The following is an 18,223-nucleotide window of genomic DNA, read 5'->3' on the forward strand; positions in this document are numbered from 1 at the left end:
TTGTTGTTACATTCGCTCTTTTTTTATTTCTTTAGAGGAGTATTCAAAACAAAGCGAAGGCAATGTGTGTTAATTATTGGAATGTAAATAGTACCTTTGTATCGTTAAAAAAAAGATTGTGGTTTTAGTTGGATTATTTTCTACACACCTTACGTATTTACTACTGGCAGCCTTGTATTTATTTGGCTGTGGTGCTTATGCGCTTAAGTGTAAAAATAATACCGAACTAGCAGATTTAACCATTAAAGAAATCACCTACGAAGCTGCTAAGAGTCAAAGTCAAGTAGCAAATAGTTTTTTTTGGGATGATACGTCGGATGTAAAAAATGAGTATTCAGAAAGTGCAGAAGTAACTGTTAAGTATGATTTTAACCTCATTCAAAACATTAAAGCTAAGGAGCATTTCTATTCTAATTCATATCATTTTAAGCTAGTTACTAGCTTTTCTACTCGTCCTCCTCCATATTGTGCGTAAATTTATTTCTCTTTAGGTGTAAGGATTCACCCATTGATGAAACTAATCTATAGCTCACAAGAAGTATCAATTAAATTATACTAAATGATTGGAGTACTTGGTGTAAACCATAAAACTGCCTCTCTGGATGTCAGAGATAAATTTTCGATTGCTCAAGACATGATTATACCTCTTTCTGAAAATATTTTGCTTAACCAAGATATTTATGGAGTGGTTATACTGGCCACATGTAACCGTACTGAGATATACTACTCATATAGTTCATCTGATGTAACAGGTTTAAAGCTTGCTTTATTAAAAAAATTGCATGAATTTCTTGGGGTACATGATAACTATAACGATAAGTTTTATCATTTATCTCATTTTAAAGCCATCAATCATCTTTTTGAAGTTATTTCAGGGGTGGACTCTATGGTTATTGGCGAAAATCAGATTGTAAGCCAGATGAAAAAGGCTTATTTATATAGTACGGAGGCCAACTTAACAGATGCTGTGTTAATGCGTTTATTTCAAAAGTCTTTTGAGTGTAGTAAAAGAGTGCGAACTGAAACGGCAATACAGCAAGGAGCTAACTCAATAGGTTATGTAGGAATTGATTTATGTTCGAGAGAATTTGATAACCTCAAGGGCAAGAGTGTTTTAGTGGTTGGTGCTGGCGAAACTGGAGTTCTCTCCATTCGAGGATTAAAGAAGAGAGGGGTTAAAGATATTTATCTAACCAACAGAACAGATAAAAAAGCTTTAGATGTTGCGGAGAAAAATGGCATTAAACCCATGTTGTTTGGTAATTATAAAGAGCAACTGCACAAAGTAGATATTGTAATAACAGCAACGGATGCTGGTCAATACTTAATTGATAAGAAGGATGTTAAAGCCTCTTCTGAAGTAAGAAAAGGTAAAAAGCAACTTTATATTGATTTGTCGGTTCCTAGAAACGTGGATATTGAAGTTGATAAAGTGGATGGAGTTAAGTTATATTGTGTGGATGATTTACAAAAGATTGTGGATGACCATAAAGATGTAAGAGAACAAAGTCTGGAAAATGCAGAGTTTATCATCAATGAACTGGTAGAAGAATCTGTAACGTGGTTAAACAGTAGGTCTTTACGCCCTGTTATTAATACTATTACCACTAATATGCAAGAACTCAATAAAAACGAATTAGCAGAATATCGCCGTTGTTTAGGAGAAGATACTTGCGATCAACTAGAGAAATTAACAAGTTTGCTTACCCAGAAATATACCCGTTACTTTATAAAAAACCTGAAAGAATTAACTAACAATGGAAGCTCAACGGCTTCTTTAGATGATATCAACCAATTATTTAAGTTTGATATTAAATAGCTAAGAGAATTACCCAAATGAACTCAGACAAGATAGTAATTGGTACAAGAGGAAGTCAGTTGGCATTGTACCAAGCCAATAAAGTAAAGGCCGACCTAGAAGAAATATATGCGGATTTAGAGGTTGAATTAAAGATAATTAAAACCAAAGGCGATAAAATTTTAGATGTTGCACTTTCTAAGATTGGAGATAAAGGACTTTTTACCAAAGAGCTTGAAGTGGCCTTGTTGGAAGGAGATATTGATTTAGCTGTTCATAGTCTTAAAGATTTACCTACCGAATTACCTGCAGAGTTCCAATTAGGTGCAGTGCTCGAGAGAGCAGATTATAGAGATGCTTTAGTGAGTAAAAATGGCTTAAAGTTGAATGAGCTGAATGAAAATCATAAAATTGCTACTTCTAGTTTAAGAAGAATTGCTGGCTTGAAAAAAATAAACCCTGCATTTGAAATAGTAGATATCCGTGGAAACGTGAATACTCGTTTGAAAAAAATGGAAGATGGCTATTGCGATGCTATGATTATGGCTTCCGCCGGTTTAAAGAGACTAGGTTTAGAGAAATATATAACTGAGGTTCTGGAACCAACTGAGTTTATCCCAGCAGTAGCGCAAGGAGCTATTGCGGTAGAAACGAGAGCGGGAGATAATAGGGTTAATGACTTATTACAGGTCATTAATCATAAACCAACATTAGATGCCGTATCTGCAGAAAGAGCTTTTATGAGAGAGCTAGAAGGTGGGTGCCAAGTACCTGTTGGAGCATATAGTTCAAGTGAAGCGGGAGAAATTACTTTAACTGGTTTTGCTTCTTCCTTAAATGGTGATATTTATCTAAAAGATAGCATTGCAGGAAGTTTGTCTAACGCCAAGGAATTGGGAAAAGAGTTGGCTCAAAAGCTTATTGAAAGAGGAGCCAAGGATATATTAAAGGATATTCGAGATAATGCTTAATGCTGCGTTAAAACATAAAGAAGATTCATTGGCAGGGAAATGCTTTGTTTCAACACGTCCTGTTGGTAAATCGGAAGAATTGAAGGAGTGTTTAGGTAAATATGGTGCTGAACTACTAGAGTTGCCTATGATTGAATTAAGTGAAGTTAATTGCAATGAAGAAGCTTGTGAGGTTTTAGCGAACTACGATAAATATACACATGTGGCATTTACCAGTGCCTTTGGTTTTGAATTCTTTTTGAAAAAAATAAGAAAACACAATCATTTTGAAGATATTATTTCAAAAGTAAAAATTGCTTCTTTGGGTTATAAAACCTCCGAAGTAATCACGAATGCTGGTTTACCCATTGCCTTTGATGCCATGGCAAAAACCGGTGAGGAGTTTGCGCAGAAATTTACCGAGTACCTGAAGGGCAAGGATGTAAATGTGATTTGGGTAACCAACGAATTGGCACCTAATCACCTGGTAAATAAAGTTGGAGAGCTTGCTCAGATTACTAGACTTGATTTATATAAAAATAGTTTACCCAAAAATATAGATAAGGCACTCTTAAAAAGATTAAGTAATGATGATTACGAGATGATTGTTGTCGCTAGTCCTTCCGCATTCAAAAATCTATATTCTATAACTCAGGATAAAGCAATGAGAATAGTTTGTATTGGACAGACTACAGCTCTAGAAGCTCAGAACTATGGAGTTGTTCCTTTAGCTGTGGCTAATGAGCCCAATGCACAAGGATTAACCAATGCAGTTTTGGATTATTATCATACAAAAGATAACCCCTTGACAAAATAAAATATAAAATTATGGCTTTCCCTATAACAAGACTTCGAAGATTAAGAAGCACCGAGGTTTCTCGTAATATGATTAGAGAAACTCAGTTAACTCCAAACGATTTAATTATGCCTTTGTTTGTGCGCCCAGGAAAAGGTGTGCAAAACCCAATTAACTCCATGCCTGGTAATTATCAACTTTCGGTAGATACTTTGGTAGAAAAATGTAAGGAGTTGTATGAGAAAGGTGTTCAGTCGGTATTATTATTCGGAATACCAGAGCATAAGGATGAACACGGTTTAGTAGCGTGCGAGGAGAATGGCATTGTACAACAAGCTACACGTGCTATAAAAAAGGAATTACCCGAACTTTTTGTAATTGCTGATGTTTGTAACTGTGAATATACAACGCATGGTCATTGTGGAACGATTGTAGATGGTGATGTGGATAATGATTCAACATTAATTACTTTGGCTAAACAATCGGTATCTCTGGCTCAAGCGGGTGTTGATATGATTGCGCCAAGTGATATGATGGACGGTAGAGTAGGAGCTATCAGAAAAGCCTTGGATGAGAATGGCTTTACCAATATGCCTATTATGGCTTATTCGGCTAAGTATTCTTCGGCCTTTTACGGTCCTTTCCGTGATGCTGCTGAAAGTGCGCCACAATTCGGAAATAGAGCTACCTACCAAATGGACCCAGCTAATACCAATGAGGCCATGCGCGAGGTGGAACAGGATATAATTGAGGGTGCAGATATTGTAATGGTAAAACCAGCCTTAAGTTATTTAGATATCATAAATAGAGTAAAAACAGAGTTTAATACGCCAGTTTGTGCTTATAATGTAAGTGGAGAATTCTCTATGGTGAAAGCTGCGGCAGAAAAGGGTTGGATAGATGAAGAACGCATTACTTTAGAGATATTAACATCCATAAAGCGAGCAGGGGCGGATATAATTATATCGTACCACACGCAAGATATTGTTGATAAGCTTTAATTAAGACCTAGAAAAATAGACAAAATGAATATATCAAAAAGTAAAGCTGCATTTATCGAAGCAGTAAAACATATACCCGGAGGAGTAAATTCTCCTGTACGAGCATTTAATTCAGTGGGTGGAAATCCATTGTTTATTAAAAAATCTTTAGGTTCAAAAGTGACCGATATTGATGACAACGAGTACATCGATTACGTAGCTTCATGGGGACCCATGATTTTAGGCCATACGCATCCTGATGTGGTGGAAGCCTTGAACAGAACGGCTATGAATGGTACCAGTTATGGAGCTCCAACTTTAATGGAAACTGAAATGGCAGACTTAATCTGCAAGATGATCCCTTCCATAGAGAGTGTTCGTATGGTTAATTCAGGTACAGAAGCTACTATGAGTGCCCTACGTTTGGCTCGTGGTTATACCAAGCGCGACTTGGTCATTAAGTTTGAAGGTTGCTACCATGGTCATGGAGATAGCTTTTTGATAAAAGCGGGTTCTGGAGCTTTAACTCTAGGAACACCAAATTCTCCTGGTGTAACCAAAGGAACTGCCAGTGATACCTTAACGGCTGTTTATAACGATTTAGATTCTGTTTTAGGGTTATTCAATGAATATAAAGATCAGATTGCAGCAGTTATTTTAGAGCCAGTTACTGGTAACATGGGTGTTATTAAACCATCGGATGAATTTATTCAGGGCGTAAGAAAAGCCTGTACGGATAATGGTACTGTATTAATTTTTGATGAAGTAATGACTGGTTTTAGAGTGGCCAAAGGTGGAGCTCAGGAAATTTTAGGCATTACGCCTGACTTAACAACCTTAGGTAAAATTATTGGAGGAGGATTACCAGTAGGAGCTTATGGAGGTAAGAAAGAAATCATGGATTTATTGGCACCCAATGGCCCCGTTTATCAGGCAGGAACGTTATCTGGAAACCCAATGGCGATGGCTGCAGGATTAACGACCCTTCGTTTATTAGACGAAACGCCAAACTTTTACGAAAAGTTGGAAGAGAAAGCGGCATTTTTGGTTGCAGGTTTACAAAAGAACCTAGATGATTTAGGTTTTCCTGGTGTAATTAATAGAGTAGGTTCTATGTTTACTTTATTCTTTACTAAAGAAAAAGAAGTGAATAACTTTTCTGACGTAATGAAATGTGATACGGACTTATTTGCTAAATATTTTATGATGGGATTAGAAAGTGGTATTTACACTGCACCTTCGCAGTTTGAAGCTGGTTTTGTTTCCATTGCACATAGCGAAGTAGATTTGCAGGAAACCATTGATAAAAGCCGTGAGGCCCTTAAACAGTTGCTATAAATTAAATAAAGACATATACCTATTGTAAATCATTTTAGGTCTTATGTCTTTTATCTTGATACTTGATACTTTTTTATAATGAACGATTCTATATTACTAAAGACACTAGCAGGAGAAAAAACGGAAAGACCGCCATTTTGGTTTATGCGTCAGGCTGGAAGGGTGTTGCCATCATATATGAAACTGAAGGATAAATATACCTTTTGGGAGATGATGCAAGATCCTAAGTTAGGAGCGGAGGTAACTTTATTGCCCATTGATGATTTAGGTGTGGACGCAGCTATTTTGTTCTCAGATATTTTAGTAATACCATATGCTATGGGAATGGGGCTTGACTTTACGGATAGAGGTCCTGAGTTTGATGTGCCTTTGGTAGATAGAAAAGATCCAGTGGCAGCATTAAATCCCGATCCTGAAAAGTTGAATTATATTTATGATGTAATTCAACAAATAATGGATACAAAACCAGCTAATATTCCATTAATTGGTTTTTGTGGAGCGCCCTTAACCGTGCTTTGTTATATGCTTCAAGGTATTGGGCGAAGCAAGGAGTTTCCTATTGCTACTACCTTTATTTATCAGCATAAAGAAACGATAAAAAAACTGGTGGATGCCATTACGGACCTATCCATTATTTATGCCAAAGGTCAGATAAAACAGGGCATTAAAGTGTTTCAGTTGTTCGAAACGCATGCGGGACTTATTCCTTTTGATTTGTATGAGGAATTATTTTTTCCTTCGGTAAAGAAAATAGCAGCAGCTGTGCGCGAAGAAGGGGTGCCTTTTATTTATTTTCCAAAAGATTTAGGTACAGGAATAGCCAAGATTACACCTGATATGTGTGATTTCTTAAGTATTGACTGGCAAACGCCAATAGAAACAGCTCGTAAGTTAGTAGATCCTAATATTGGTCTCCAGGGAAATATAGACCCGCGTTTATTGTATGCAGATCAAGCAACGATTGAGGCTTCATTAAATAAATACATCGATTTTGGAAGTAAAAATCAAGACTGGATTATCAACTTGGGACATGGGTTTTTACCAGATATACCATACGAAAATGCAAAGTTTTTAGCCGACTGGATTAAACGAACAGATTGGAGAAGGTAAACATTATAAATTATGCTAGAAAAACTAAAGCAGCGTTGGGGTATTGAAAGTAACCTTCAGGTTATTTTAATTCTAATTGTATTTTCGGTAACAGGAAGTGCAGCTGTATATGTAAAAAAAATAATATTTGATCTGATTGGTATTGATTCGGATACTTCGTTGTGGTTTAAAATACCCATGTATGTTTTAACCATTATTCCTGCCTATCAGATATTATTATTAGTGTTTGGTTTTATTTTTGGTCAGTTTACTTTCTTCTACAACTTTCAAAAGAAAAGTTTTGGACGGTTTATTAAAAAGAAGGAAAAAACAGAGAAAGAAGTATAATCATCAGATTAAGGAAAGAAAAGATGCAGCATACCAATAAAATAGCTTCAATTTATAAAGAATTACAGCAGCAAATGTGTCGTCAGCTCGAAGAAGGTGATGGCAAAGCAGTGTTTCAACAAGTACCTTGGACCAAAGATATTGGTTCGGGTTTAACTTGCGTGATGAAAGAAGGAAACGTAATTGAAAAAGCGGGACTGAATTTTTCTCATGTAGAAGGTGATTTTTCTCCAAAGATGGAAGCTATTTTAGGTATGAAAGCTAATAAATATTCTGCAACAGGTATATCTTCTATTATTCATCCATATAATCCTTTTATGCCTATTATCCATATGAATGTTAGGTATTTTGAGTTGGATAACGGAACCAGTTGGTTTGGCGGAGGTATTGATTTAACGCCGCATTATATCAATAAAGCGCAGGCAACTTGGTTTCATCAAATCTTAAAAGATATTTGTGATAAGTACGATAAAAACTATTACCCCGATTATAAAACTTGGGCGGATAACTATTTCTTCAATAAACACAGAAACGAAACGCGTGGTGTAGGAGGAATATTCTTCGACCGCATTCAGCCCAAAGGAGAAGAAGCCTTTGAAAACTTTTTGGCGTACACCATTGACTTAGCCAAGGCCTATCCAAATATTTACTGCGATTTAATGGAGATGAATAAAAGCGTCGAGTTTAACGAAGTAAATAAACAATGGCAAGCACTTCGCAGAGGTCGATATGTAGAGTACAACTTGGTGTATGATAGAGGAACTAAGTTTGGTTTAGAGTCAGGTGGTAATACAGAATCTATATTAGTGAGTATGCCACCTATGGCCCAATGGGAATACAACTTTGCGCCAGAAGCAGATTCTGCAGAACAACAAACATTAGATTTGTTGAAAAAAGAATTAGACTGGGTGAATATGAAGTAACAAGTTATAGTTTCTTAATTTCCTCAGCTAAATATTTAGCTTATAACTCTTCATTTCTCCGTTTCATCTCACGCCCCTCTCGCACAACAATTCGTGCATCACAATTGGGGCAGATGTATATTTCACATCCAGTGCAAGCAAAACAATTACTACAGTGTCGACGCAAATCTCCTAATGTGTATTTATTGCTGCATGTTGAGCATTCTATTTTGTTTTCTTCATTCATTACCTACCCAATTATTTCACAAAAATAAGGCATTATTATGAGCTTGTGTAGGACTCTTTAAATCTTTTTACTACTTCTGTTTTTGTCGGTTGAGAAAGTTTTTTATGAAATAGGTAAAACAATACCTTATTTATTTGTTATATTACCATAAGATTAAATCCCAAGTGTTTGTTATACTATTAAATACAGCAAATACTAATCTAAAATTATGGAGTATGGCTTTAAAAAAGCGTAGTATTTTACAAAGGTTATTCAATAGAATGATGGCTTTTGGAATTGCGATGGGGCTTGTGTTTCCTGTATATGCTAATTTTTTTGTAGACTGGAAAGAAGGCTTTTTTATATATTTTGTGGCAGGTTGTATACTTGCAGGCATAACAGTTGGTGTTGTAAGTTATTGGTTTGTCAAGGTAGTTTTGCTCAAAGAACTTCTTAAGGTTTCGGATGTGGCAAAAAGCATTACACATAAAAACATCGACGTTAAGCTAGATATAAATAGTAATGATGCAGTTGGTGATATTGCCAATGGTTTTAATGAAGTCATTAAAACGTTAAAAGAATTTGTAAGCAATACGCAAGATATAACACTTCAGGTTGAAGAAATGGGGAATGAAGAAACGATCAATGAGTCCTCAAAAGGAACAATTTCTGAATTGAATAGAACCATAGATTCGGTTAACGATAACACGGAATCCATTTCAACAATATCAGATAGTATTAGAAATGAAGTGCTCCAGATTCAGGATGCTGTACTTAAATCCAATAAAAAGTTGCAAGTTTTGGATGAGGAAGTGGTTAATTTTTCTGGGATGATGGATAGTCTTCAAAAACAAACGGAAAAGATAGAAGAGATTGTGAAATTTGTGAGTGAAGTGGCTACGCAAACAAATTTGCTGGCTTTAAATGCGTCTATTGAAGCTTCAAAAGCAGGTGAGTTTGGTAAGAGTTTTTCGGTGGTGGCCACTGAGGTTAGGATGTTATCTGCGAATATTAGTGAGTCGGTAGTTGAAATTACAGATATTGTAGATGTATTAAATAAAGACCTGAATTCAGCTAATGAGCTTAATAAGTCAATAACATCTCAATTTAAGAGCAGCCTGAAAGAAAATATTCGTTTTACACATATCTTGGATAAGGTGGATGATTATACCGACTCTAATATTAAAGAAAATCATAACCTGAAATTTACGGTAAGAGAATTAAATAATACTGTAAAATCGATTAATTCAACCTTTGAATCTTTTTACTCTTCTGTATCTTTATTAAATAAATCAGTATTGCAATATAGTGGTCACGAAAATTAGTATCCTATTTAGGATAAAAATATAATTGCCATATTTTAAGTGTGAAAATTATTATTAAGGTGTAAAAATCACTATCTTAATAAGGTAACCTTATCTACTCTCCAAGTTACTAATATTCACATACAATAATCAGGATAATCAGAATGCGAAAGTGTATTCTATTCATATTATTTTTTTCTTATATACCTTCTTTGTTAGGTGAGGAATTAAAGGATATTCCTTTTAAATCCCTTAAAACAAAGGAGGGTATTAGTATGGTATGGGATATCTATCGGGATAGTTACGACTATTTATGGATTTCGTCAGGAGTGGTAGGGGTATATCGCTACGACACGCATAATCTTAAACTATATCAAAGCAAAAAAGAAGATCCATATTCTATAAGTAATAATACGATTTTAGATATCTTTGAAGATTCCCAAAGAAACTTATGGTTCGCTACTTCCGTTGGCTTAAATAAATTTAACCGTTCATCTGATTCGTTTAAACGTTACATGCCTATTGGACCCGATTCTGTAAAATCAGATGAAGGAAAGGTTGAAAAGGTTTTAGAAGATTCAAAAGGCCGCCTATGGGTTGGTACAGCGCACGGTTTGTTTCAATATTCGTATGAGCAGGACTCGTTGATCTATATTCCAATTGTTGATTATCCTTACGAAAGGAAACATATTACGGGGATAGACATTGATGATAACAATAATCTTTGGATATCTTTTATAACTCCTATTTTATGCAAGCTTAATTTAGATGATTTCTCGACGGAGGTTTACCAGCTTCCTAAACTAAAGCCCAAAACTATTTATGATAAACAAGTTTTAGTAGATAGTGATAATCACTTATGGGTTAGTATAAGTCAATATGGGGTTATTTATTTTAATCCTCAGGACACAACTTTTAAAACATACAAGGTTAATAAAACTGGACTTGGCTTAAACAATAATATTGTAGGAGCGATGTTGGAATATGAGAAAGGTAAAATATTGATTGCCACTGACCAAGGTGGAATTAATGTTTTTAATAAAGAAACACAACGGTTTAACTATATAAATACAAAACTCCAAAATGCAGGGGCTTTAACTGCAGATGGAATATATAGTCTAGAACTAGATGAAGAAGGTATATTGTGGGTAGGTACTTCTAGAGCGGGTGTTAGTTATTATAATCCAAAAATGATGCGGTTTGGAAAGTATAAAACAACACCGTTTGATTTTTATCACGAACGCAATAAAGGTTTATCTCATGGTGTAGTAGGGTGTATTTATGAGGATTCTAAAGGTTTAATTTGGATTGGGACGGATGGTGGAGGAATAAATGTACTAAACCCTAAAACTGATATCATTAAGGTGTATACAACAGAAAACTCTAATATATCAACAAATACAATACGCTCTATTTCGGAAGATGATAATGGAGATTTATACATCTGCTATTTTAAAAATAAGTTAGGTAAGTTTATTCGAAAGAAAAATGAATTTGTACCCATAAAGATAGATGTTGATTTAGGTTTTAATAGAAATGTTTATTTATCACACCATAGGATTGATAGTAAACGCAGACATTGGTTAACTTTTGGGAGTAAAAAAGCACTGGTTCTCGACTCAGCATTTAATGTATTAATAGATAAGATACCGCAAGGAAAGTTTACGCCCAGCCGCAATATCAGTTATGAATTTAATGGGGTGAATTATCTGATTACGCAGAGAGGTGTGCTGAAACTAAATGAAACTAAAGATAAAATTGAGGTATTTGCAGATAATAAAGGTTTTGTTTGTTTAGATGTGGATAGTGATGGAAATATATGGGCAGGAACAAGTAAAGAAGGTGTTTTTGTTTATGATTCATTAGGGGTTGAAAAAGAAAGTTTTACAATGGAAAATGGGCTGTCTAGTAATAAAATAAGTTCCATTTTATGCTCAAAAAAAGGAGAGGTTTGGATAGCTACAGTAAATGGGTTAAATCAGTTTAACAGTTCAGATAGTAGTTTTTTTAAGTATTATACCGAAGATGGTCTTCAAGGAAATCATTATTTCCCTCATGCTTGCTTGTATTCCCAAAGTGGAAATTTTTATTTTGGAGGTACTCAAGGGATGGATTTTTTTAACCCCGATAATATGAATCGTAATACATATATTCCACAGGTGTATATAAAGGATGTGATCGTTGCTAATGCTGATGGTAATGAGGTGTATACGGTGAATGGATCTTATACTAAACCTTTGTTATTAAGCTATAATCAAAATAGAATATCCTTTAGGTATTATGCCATCAATTACACCTTCCCCGCCAAAACAAAATATCGATACAAACTAGATGGCTTGGATGATCAAATGGGTTATACAAGTTCTAAATCGACTCAAGCTACGTACACTAATTTGCCTCCAGGCAAATATACGTTTCAAGTACAAGCTTCTAACAATGATAATGTTTGGAATAAAGAAGGAGTTAGTATTGTAGTTATTGTAAAACCTCCTTTTTGGAGGAGAATTTGGTTTTATATTGTATTTACGATTTTGCTTGTAAGCATTGCGTATTTATTAGTTTTATGGAGAGAGAGAAGTCTGTTAAGATCAAAAGTTATTTTACAAGAAAAAGTGAAGGAAAGAACTAGAACCATAGGTAGGCAAAATAATATGTTGGTAGAACAGAAGAGCGAGTTGCAAAGGCATAAAAATCAGTTGGAAGAGATGGTTGCTGATCGAACATCGGAACTCTTATTAGCTAAGGAAAAGGCGGAGAATTCAGATCGCTTAAAATCTTATTTTTTAGCCAATATGAGTCATGAAATTAGAACCCCAATGAATGCTATTATTGGGTTTTCATCCTTATTGGAGGATCCTGATTTAGACGCTTTTCAACGACAGAACTTTATTGAACTTATCGTTAACAACTCTAATTCATTATTGGTATTAATTGAAGATATTTTAGATTTTTCGTTAATAGAAGCCGATCAGCTTAAAATTACTAAAGATGCTTTTTCTGTCAATCGTTTATTAAATGATGTATTCTCATCGTTTTCTTTAAGGAATGAAAATAAAGATGTGCAAATAATTAAAAGTGTAGAGTTGAATAATGATTTCTATCTGAACTCTGATGAATATAGAATTAGGCAGGTGTTGCTAAACCTGATGGGTAACGCATTAAAGTTTACAAAAGTAGGAAGCATAACTATTGGCGTTTACAAAAATGGAAATGAAGTAATTTTTTATGTGAGAGATACAGGTCAAGGAATGAATGAGGAGCAGCGTAAAATTATCTTTAATCAATTTGTGAAATTAAATAGAGATCAGGTTGGTGCCAAAAGAGGAATTGGTCTAGGTTTGGCTATCTGTAAACGTTTAGCAGAATTATTAAAGGCAGAATTAACGGTAGAATCTAAACCAGGAAAAGGGTCTGTATTTAAGCTAAAGATTCCTTATGTAGAAGCTGATAAGGAGTAAAGATAATTAACCGTATAATGTTTTCTTTTTATTATATTTCCAAAAAAAATACAATGAGAAATATATGTTTGTTGGTAATATTGGTATTACCATTCGTATTAAACGCACAAATTGAAGCCACCACATCCGAAGGTAAAGCGGTTTTGCTTTTTGAAGATGGAACGTGGGAATATGTAACAGAAGACAATACGCAAACCATAGATGTGGCTACCGTTGAAATTGCTGAAGGCGTGTCAAAAGAGTCTCCGCTAGGTGAATTATATTATGCCGAGAGTAAACGATTAGTAAAGTACTTTGGTCCTGTAAAAGGAAAGATAAAAGGTAGAGCTAAATGTATGATTGAGGATGGTACGCCTAAAGTATTTTTTCAGTGGGAATTGGGCTTGCTAGATAGTTACCGCTATTATGGGCAAATGAAACCAGGAAAAAAGGTAACATTAAAAACAAAGAGCAATGCAACTATCGATTTGGTATTAACTGAAGATGTTGATATCGAGTTTATGGAGAAGTATAAGTTCTCTATTTTAAAAGGTACGGCTGTTTTAAGTGATGAGCAGTTTAATTTAATGATGAGTTCTCCTGTTACAGAAATGGAGGTAGAGTGGAAAAAGGAGTCAGAAACTTATAAGGTTGACGATAGCTACTTTTTTTCGAGAACATTTACCGATTTGTTGAAATAACATTTTTAGAAATAATATAAAAGCAGGGTCGAATAGTATAACTATTTGAGCCTGCTTTTATGTTTATAGTCTACCTGATGGCATCCATAATTTTTTCTTCTTTTGTAATTTCTCCTTCCGATATGGTAATAGCTGTCTCAATTAGCGCTAAATGAGAATATGCTTGCGGGAAGTTACCTAGCTGTTGTTTGGTTTCAAAATCTAAATCCTCACTAAACAAACCTAAATGGTTGTTATAAGTCAATAGCTCCTCAAACTTCTTAATAGCTTGTTCCTTTTCTCCAATTCGGTATAAGGCATTGGTTAGCCAAAAAGCACATATAGTAAATGCCGATTTCGGTAATCCAAAGTCATCCTGATTAATGTACCTGTACATCAGGCCTTCGTGCTCAAGCTCCGATTGAATAGCATAAACCGTTGATTTATATCTTGGGTCTTTGGCTTCAACAAAACCATAACTTTCCATTAATAATACCGATGCATCTAAATCATCAGCTCCATAGGCTTGCGTGTACGATTGCTTGCTTTCCGACCAAGCATTTAGCTCAATATCGGCACGTATCTTATCTTCAAGCTTTTTCCATTTTTCAGTATAGTCATCTTGTTTAAGTAAGGCGGCAATTTTTTGCGCTCTATCAATAGCTACCCAACACAGTACTTTACTAAAGGTAAAATGCTTGCTTTCGTTTCTAATTTCCCAAATACCTTTGTCTGGTTTTTGCCAGTTTTTCTCCACCATCTTAACCACATTTCGTACAACGGTCCAAAGGTCTTCACTATAACCTAACGAAGCAGAAAAAAGACTAAAGTGCTGGTAAACGGCATCCATTAAAATACCGTAAATATCGTTTTGCTTTTGTTTGTAAGCAGCATTCCCAACTCTTACAGGCTTTGAATTTCCGTACCCTGAAAGATGCGGTAATTCGTATTCCGATAATTTTTTCTCACCACTGATACCATACATTATCTGCATTTTTTCATCCTTTTCAGGAAGAATATCTACAATAAAACGCAGGTAGTTCTGAGCTACAGATCGATGACCAATTTGGGTAAGAATTTTTACTACCATGGAGCCATCACGTATCCAACAAAACCTATAATCCCAGTTTCTAACTTCTCCAATAGTCTCAGGTAACGAAGTAGTTAAGGCAGCTAACACAGCGCCTGTTTTTTCGTAACTTAATAGTTTTAGAGTTAAAGCACTACGATTTATCTCGGTGTTATATTTACTAAAGGTAGTGGATTGCTCCGACCAGTTTAGCCAATATACCTTTGTTCGTTCCATCTTAAGCTTAACGCGATGGATGTCCTGTTTTAAAAGTTTTTGATTATAACTAACCAGCATAAATTTGCTTTCGGTTAAAGTTATAAGCTCCTTGTTTAAAATATCAGAAAAATTAAAGTCGGTATACATATAAAGCGAATCATAAGGCCCTTTTTTTGTAATCGCTTTAATGTACTTTTTATTTTCCGATAAAAATGTTTCATGTAGTGCATACTCTAGTTTAGGATCGTAATTAAGCCTAAAAGCGGGAGCTCCACTTATACGTTTAAATACGCGCACTACATCCGACGGAGAATAATAACTGCCATTATCATTTTTGTATCGAGGCATAAAATCCACTACCTCAAAAACTCCATCTTCGCATACAAACCTGGTGCAAAGTAAATTTGTTCTTTCAATATACTCTTGTTTAATTGAAAGCAACTTTTCTGGTTCTATGGATAAAGAACCGCCCTTGTCTTTGTCCAAAAGTTTGGCAAAAACTGATGGTGCATCAAATTTTGGCAAACATAACCAATCGATACTCCCCTTTTCGGAAACTAATGCGGCAGATTTGCAATTTCCGATAATCCCGTAATTCAGATTCTCCATATATTAAAATTTATTGGTTAGTTTTGTAACACTCCCAAAAAAAGGAGTATTATTTCTAATATTCAAATAAAAAACACTATATCTATGCAAAAAATTCACATTGTTTCAAACAGACTCCCCTTCAGTATTAAGGAGGAAGGGGAAAAAGTATCACTTGAGGCGAGTGTAGGGGGCTTGGCAACGGGGATGAAATCTATCTATAAAGATTATGGCGGAACGTGGATTGGCTGGAATGGATTAGATAGTGATGCTGTAGCTCCTGAAAAAGGGAAAGAGGTAGACACGCTTTTCAAAAACGAAAAATGTGCTTCCGTTCAACTTAATGCCGAGGAGATTAATTTATTCTACGAAGGTTTTAGTAATAGGACTATATGGCCGTTGTTTCATTATTTTACACAGTTTGCTGATTTTAATAATGCCAATTGGGAAGCATATAAAGCCGTTAATCAGAAATTCGCAGATGCTGCCATTGAAACTTTAGAGGATGGTGATTCTGTTTGGGTTCATGATTATCAGTTACTGTTGGTGCCTGAGATGATTAAATCAAAGAAGCCTAATGTTACCGTAGGGTTCTTTTTGCACATTCCATTTCCATCGTATGAGGTATTTCGAATTTTGCCTTGGCGTAAGGAAATCATTCAAGGAATGTTAGGTGCTGATTTAATTGGATTTCATACGTATGATTATGAACGTCATTTCTTTAGCTGTGTGCGTCGTTTGTTTGGTTATGAAATTTCATTTAATCAGATATACGTTGAAGAGCGCATTATCTTGGCAGATTCTTTCCCGATGGGAATTGATTATGACAAGTTTATTAAGTGTTCGCAGAATGTGGGAATGAAGTCAATTACTGAGAAGTCGGAGCTTCATAAGGAATTGGATAAATACTTCTTAGCTTCTCCTGACAGGAAATTGATTTTATCGATTGATCGTTTAGATTATACCAAAGGAATTCCAAATCGCCTGAAAGCTTTTGGACGTTTCTTAGAGAAGTATCCTGAATTTAGGCAAAAAGTTACGCTTATTATGTTAGCGGTACCATCTCGCGATCAGGTGGATCATTATCAATTGCTGAAGAAGGAAGTAGATGAGTTGGTAGGTCAGATTAATGGTGCTTATGGTAGCATAAATTATACACCTATATGGTATTTTTATCGTGCTTTACCATTTAAAAACTTAATTGAGTTATATACTTCGTGTGATGTGGCATTGATTACACCAGTGCGCGATGGAATGAATTTAGTAGCCAAGGAATATGTTGCATCTCGATTAAATAATACGGGTGTACTTATCTTAAGCGAAATGGCTGGTGTAGCTAAAGAGATGGGAGAAGCCTTGATCATCAATCCTGTGGATGAAGAGGAAATGGCCGACAGCATTAATCAAGCCTTAACAATGCCTATTGAAGAACAGAAATCACGTATCTCATTTATGCGCGAACGAATTCAACGCTATGATGTATTTAAATGGGCAGATGAGTTTGTTAAATCATTAAAGAAGGCAGAAGATATTCAAAGCGTTTTCCTAGCTAAGAGAATTACCAAGAGCTTAGCCGAAAAATTAGTTACTAAATATAAAGGGAGCAAAAAGAGAGCAATCTTTTTAGATTACGATGGTACTTTGGCTCACTTTAAAAAGAATCCGCAAGATGCAATGCCTGATGACGAATTGCATAGTATCATTAAAAATCTTACGGATAATGAGGCTAATACCGTTACTATTATTAGTGGACGCGATAGATATACACTTGAAAAGTGGTTCGCTGGTCACAAAGTAAATTTAATTTGCGAGCACGGCGTTTGGATGAGAAAAGTAAGTGGCGATTGGGAAATGTTGACTGCTGTTAATAATAATTGGATGCCTAATGTTCGTCCTATTATGGAGAACTTTGTAGATAGAACGCCAGGTAGCTTTATTGAAGAGAAAAACTATTCTTTGGTTTGGCATTTCCGTAAATCGGAACCAGAGCAAGGTGAGTTAAGAGCTAATGAATTAAAAGATGAGTTGAATACCCACTTAAGTAATCACAACCTGGAAATAATGGAAGGTAATAAAGTGATAGAAGTGAAGAGTGGTGGAATTAATAAGGGTGTGGCTGCTCTTAAGTTTTTAAATAATGAACCCTACGACTATATCATTGCTTTAGGTGATGATTGGACCGATGAGTTTATGTTTAGAGAGTTACCAGAGGAGGCTGTAACCATTAAAGTTGGCATGACGCATACTAAGGCGGCCTATAAACTTGAGTCGGTTGATGCAGTTAGAGGATTATTAAAGAAGATGTAGGTATAGATGGCTAGTGTTTTTTTGTAGAGTGCTTTCTGAACACTTTGTAAATTGGACTAATAATTAAAACCAACGAAATATTTAAAGAAGGTTGCTGGTGTAAGTTACATGAGCAACCTTTTTTTTACGCAAAAAAATAAGCCGCCACATTTAAGTAGCGACTTATTGCCCATAAAAAATCAGAAAAATGCT

General features: G+C 35.2%; 14 protein-coding genes. 13 read left to right on the top strand and 1 reads right to left on the bottom strand.

Features of this window, described 5'->3' with window-relative positions; translation table 11 throughout:
• The first annotated feature begins 118 nt into the window (after positions 1 to 118).
• The 12 genes from A8L32_RS07385 (at position 119) to A8L32_RS07440 (ending at position 13,869) form a co-directional block, all read left to right on the top strand.
• Complete coding sequence (locus A8L32_RS07385) at positions 119 to 475, top strand: hypothetical protein (RefSeq protein WP_075590253.1); 357 nt, start codon at positions 119 to 121, stop codon at positions 473 to 475.
• Positions 476 to 559: 84 nt separating this feature from the next.
• A complete protein-coding gene (gene hemA, locus A8L32_RS07390) occupies positions 560 to 1,819 on the top strand; it encodes a glutamyl-tRNA reductase (protein ID WP_075590254.1) in 1,260 nt (419 codons plus the stop codon).
• Between the two features lie 17 nt (positions 1,820 to 1,836).
• Positions 1,837 to 2,769 (top strand): hydroxymethylbilane synthase, encoded by a 933-nt coding sequence (gene hemC, locus A8L32_RS07395; RefSeq protein ID WP_075590255.1) that lies wholly within the window; start codon positions 1,837 to 1,839, stop codon positions 2,767 to 2,769.
• Complete coding sequence (locus A8L32_RS07400) at positions 2,762 to 3,565, top strand: uroporphyrinogen-III synthase (protein ID WP_075590256.1); 804 nt, start codon at positions 2,762 to 2,764, stop codon at positions 3,563 to 3,565. The genes hemC and A8L32_RS07400 overlap by 8 nt, the downstream gene beginning before the upstream one ends.
• 11 nt (positions 3,566 to 3,576) lie before the next feature.
• Positions 3,577 to 4,545, top strand: coding sequence for a porphobilinogen synthase (gene hemB / locus A8L32_RS07405; protein WP_075590257.1), 969 nt, complete (start codon positions 3,577 to 3,579; stop codon positions 4,543 to 4,545).
• A gap of 24 nt (positions 4,546 to 4,569) precedes the next feature.
• Complete coding sequence (gene hemL / locus A8L32_RS07410) at positions 4,570 to 5,862, top strand: glutamate-1-semialdehyde 2,1-aminomutase (protein WP_075590258.1); 1,293 nt, start codon at positions 4,570 to 4,572, stop codon at positions 5,860 to 5,862.
• A gap of 78 nt (positions 5,863 to 5,940) precedes the next feature.
• Positions 5,941 to 6,972, top strand: a complete 1,032-nt coding sequence (gene hemE, locus A8L32_RS07415; protein ID WP_075590259.1) for a uroporphyrinogen decarboxylase — start codon at positions 5,941 to 5,943, stop codon at positions 6,970 to 6,972.
• A gap of 12 nt (positions 6,973 to 6,984) precedes the next feature.
• Positions 6,985 to 7,299: a DUF6787 family protein gene (locus tag A8L32_RS07420; protein WP_075590260.1), complete on the top strand. Its 315-nt coding sequence runs from the start codon at positions 6,985 to 6,987 to the stop codon at positions 7,297 to 7,299.
• Positions 7,300 to 7,322: 23 nt separating this feature from the next.
• The gene (hemF, locus tag A8L32_RS07425) at positions 7,323 to 8,222 is read left to right on the top strand and encodes an oxygen-dependent coproporphyrinogen oxidase (protein WP_075590261.1); all 900 of its coding nucleotides are present in this window, start codon (positions 7,323 to 7,325) and stop codon (positions 8,220 to 8,222) included.
• 441 nt (positions 8,223 to 8,663) lie between these two features.
• On the top strand, positions 8,664 to 9,752 hold the full coding sequence (locus A8L32_RS07430) for a methyl-accepting chemotaxis protein (RefSeq protein ID WP_075590262.1): 1,089 nt from the start codon (positions 8,664 to 8,666) through the stop codon (positions 9,750 to 9,752).
• Between the two features lie 143 nt (positions 9,753 to 9,895).
• Complete coding sequence (locus A8L32_RS07435) at positions 9,896 to 13,189, top strand: hybrid sensor histidine kinase/response regulator (protein WP_075590263.1); 3,294 nt, start codon at positions 9,896 to 9,898, stop codon at positions 13,187 to 13,189.
• Between the two features lie 53 nt (positions 13,190 to 13,242).
• Entirely contained in the window at positions 13,243 to 13,869 is a 627-nt protein-coding gene (locus A8L32_RS07440) for a hypothetical protein (protein WP_143525035.1), read from the top strand.
• Between the two features lie 70 nt (positions 13,870 to 13,939).
• Here A8L32_RS07440 and A8L32_RS07445 read toward each other — a convergent pair whose 3' ends face one another.
• Positions 13,940 to 15,745 carry a glycoside hydrolase family 15 protein gene (locus tag A8L32_RS07445; protein ID WP_075590265.1) on the bottom strand — a complete coding sequence of 602 codons (1,806 nt, stop codon included), beginning with the start codon at positions 15,743 to 15,745 and terminating at the stop codon, positions 13,940 to 13,942.
• Between the two features lie 84 nt (positions 15,746 to 15,829).
• Between A8L32_RS07445 and A8L32_RS07450 the strand changes: the two genes are divergently transcribed.
• Positions 15,830 to 18,031 (top strand): bifunctional alpha,alpha-trehalose-phosphate synthase (UDP-forming)/trehalose-phosphatase, encoded by a 2,202-nt coding sequence (locus A8L32_RS07450; protein ID WP_075590266.1) that lies wholly within the window; start codon positions 15,830 to 15,832, stop codon positions 18,029 to 18,031.
• Positions 18,032 to 18,223 lie beyond the last annotated feature (192 nt).

The organism is Labilibacter marinus (assembly GCF_001659685.2).
In the GTDB taxonomy this organism is placed as follows: Bacteria; Bacteroidota; Bacteroidia; order Bacteroidales; family Marinilabiliaceae; genus Saccharicrinis; species Saccharicrinis marinus.

What these genes read in the sequence shown, in the direction of transcription:
- A8L32_RS07400 (WP_075590256.1), top strand. Translation starts at nt 2,762, where the DNA reads ATGCTTAATGCTGCGTTAAAACATAAAGAAGATTCATTGGCAGGGAAA.
- hemE (WP_075590259.1), top strand. Translation starts at nt 5,941, where the DNA reads ATGAACGATTCTATATTACTAAAGACACTAGCAGGAGAAAAAACGGAA.
- A8L32_RS07450 (WP_075590266.1), top strand. Translation starts at nt 15,830, where the DNA reads ATGCAAAAAATTCACATTGTTTCAAACAGACTCCCCTTCAGTATTAAG.
- A8L32_RS07435 (WP_075590263.1), top strand. Translation starts at nt 9,896, where the DNA reads ATGCGAAAGTGTATTCTATTCATATTATTTTTTTCTTATATACCTTCT.
- A8L32_RS07445 (WP_075590265.1), bottom strand. Translation starts at nt 15,745, where the DNA reads ATGGAGAATCTGAATTACGGGATTATCGGAAATTGCAAATCTGCCGCA.
- hemF (WP_075590261.1), top strand. Translation starts at nt 7,323, where the DNA reads ATGCAGCATACCAATAAAATAGCTTCAATTTATAAAGAATTACAGCAG.
- hemA (WP_075590254.1), top strand. Translation starts at nt 560, where the DNA reads ATGATTGGAGTACTTGGTGTAAACCATAAAACTGCCTCTCTGGATGTC.
- A8L32_RS07420 (WP_075590260.1), top strand. Translation starts at nt 6,985, where the DNA reads ATGCTAGAAAAACTAAAGCAGCGTTGGGGTATTGAAAGTAACCTTCAG.
- hemB (WP_075590257.1), top strand. Translation starts at nt 3,577, where the DNA reads ATGGCTTTCCCTATAACAAGACTTCGAAGATTAAGAAGCACCGAGGTT.
- A8L32_RS07440 (WP_143525035.1), top strand. Translation starts at nt 13,243, where the DNA reads ATGAGAAATATATGTTTGTTGGTAATATTGGTATTACCATTCGTATTA.
- hemC (WP_075590255.1), top strand. Translation starts at nt 1,837, where the DNA reads ATGAACTCAGACAAGATAGTAATTGGTACAAGAGGAAGTCAGTTGGCA.
- hemL (WP_075590258.1), top strand. Translation starts at nt 4,570, where the DNA reads ATGAATATATCAAAAAGTAAAGCTGCATTTATCGAAGCAGTAAAACAT.
- A8L32_RS07430 (WP_075590262.1), top strand. Translation starts at nt 8,664, where the DNA reads ATGGCTTTAAAAAAGCGTAGTATTTTACAAAGGTTATTCAATAGAATG.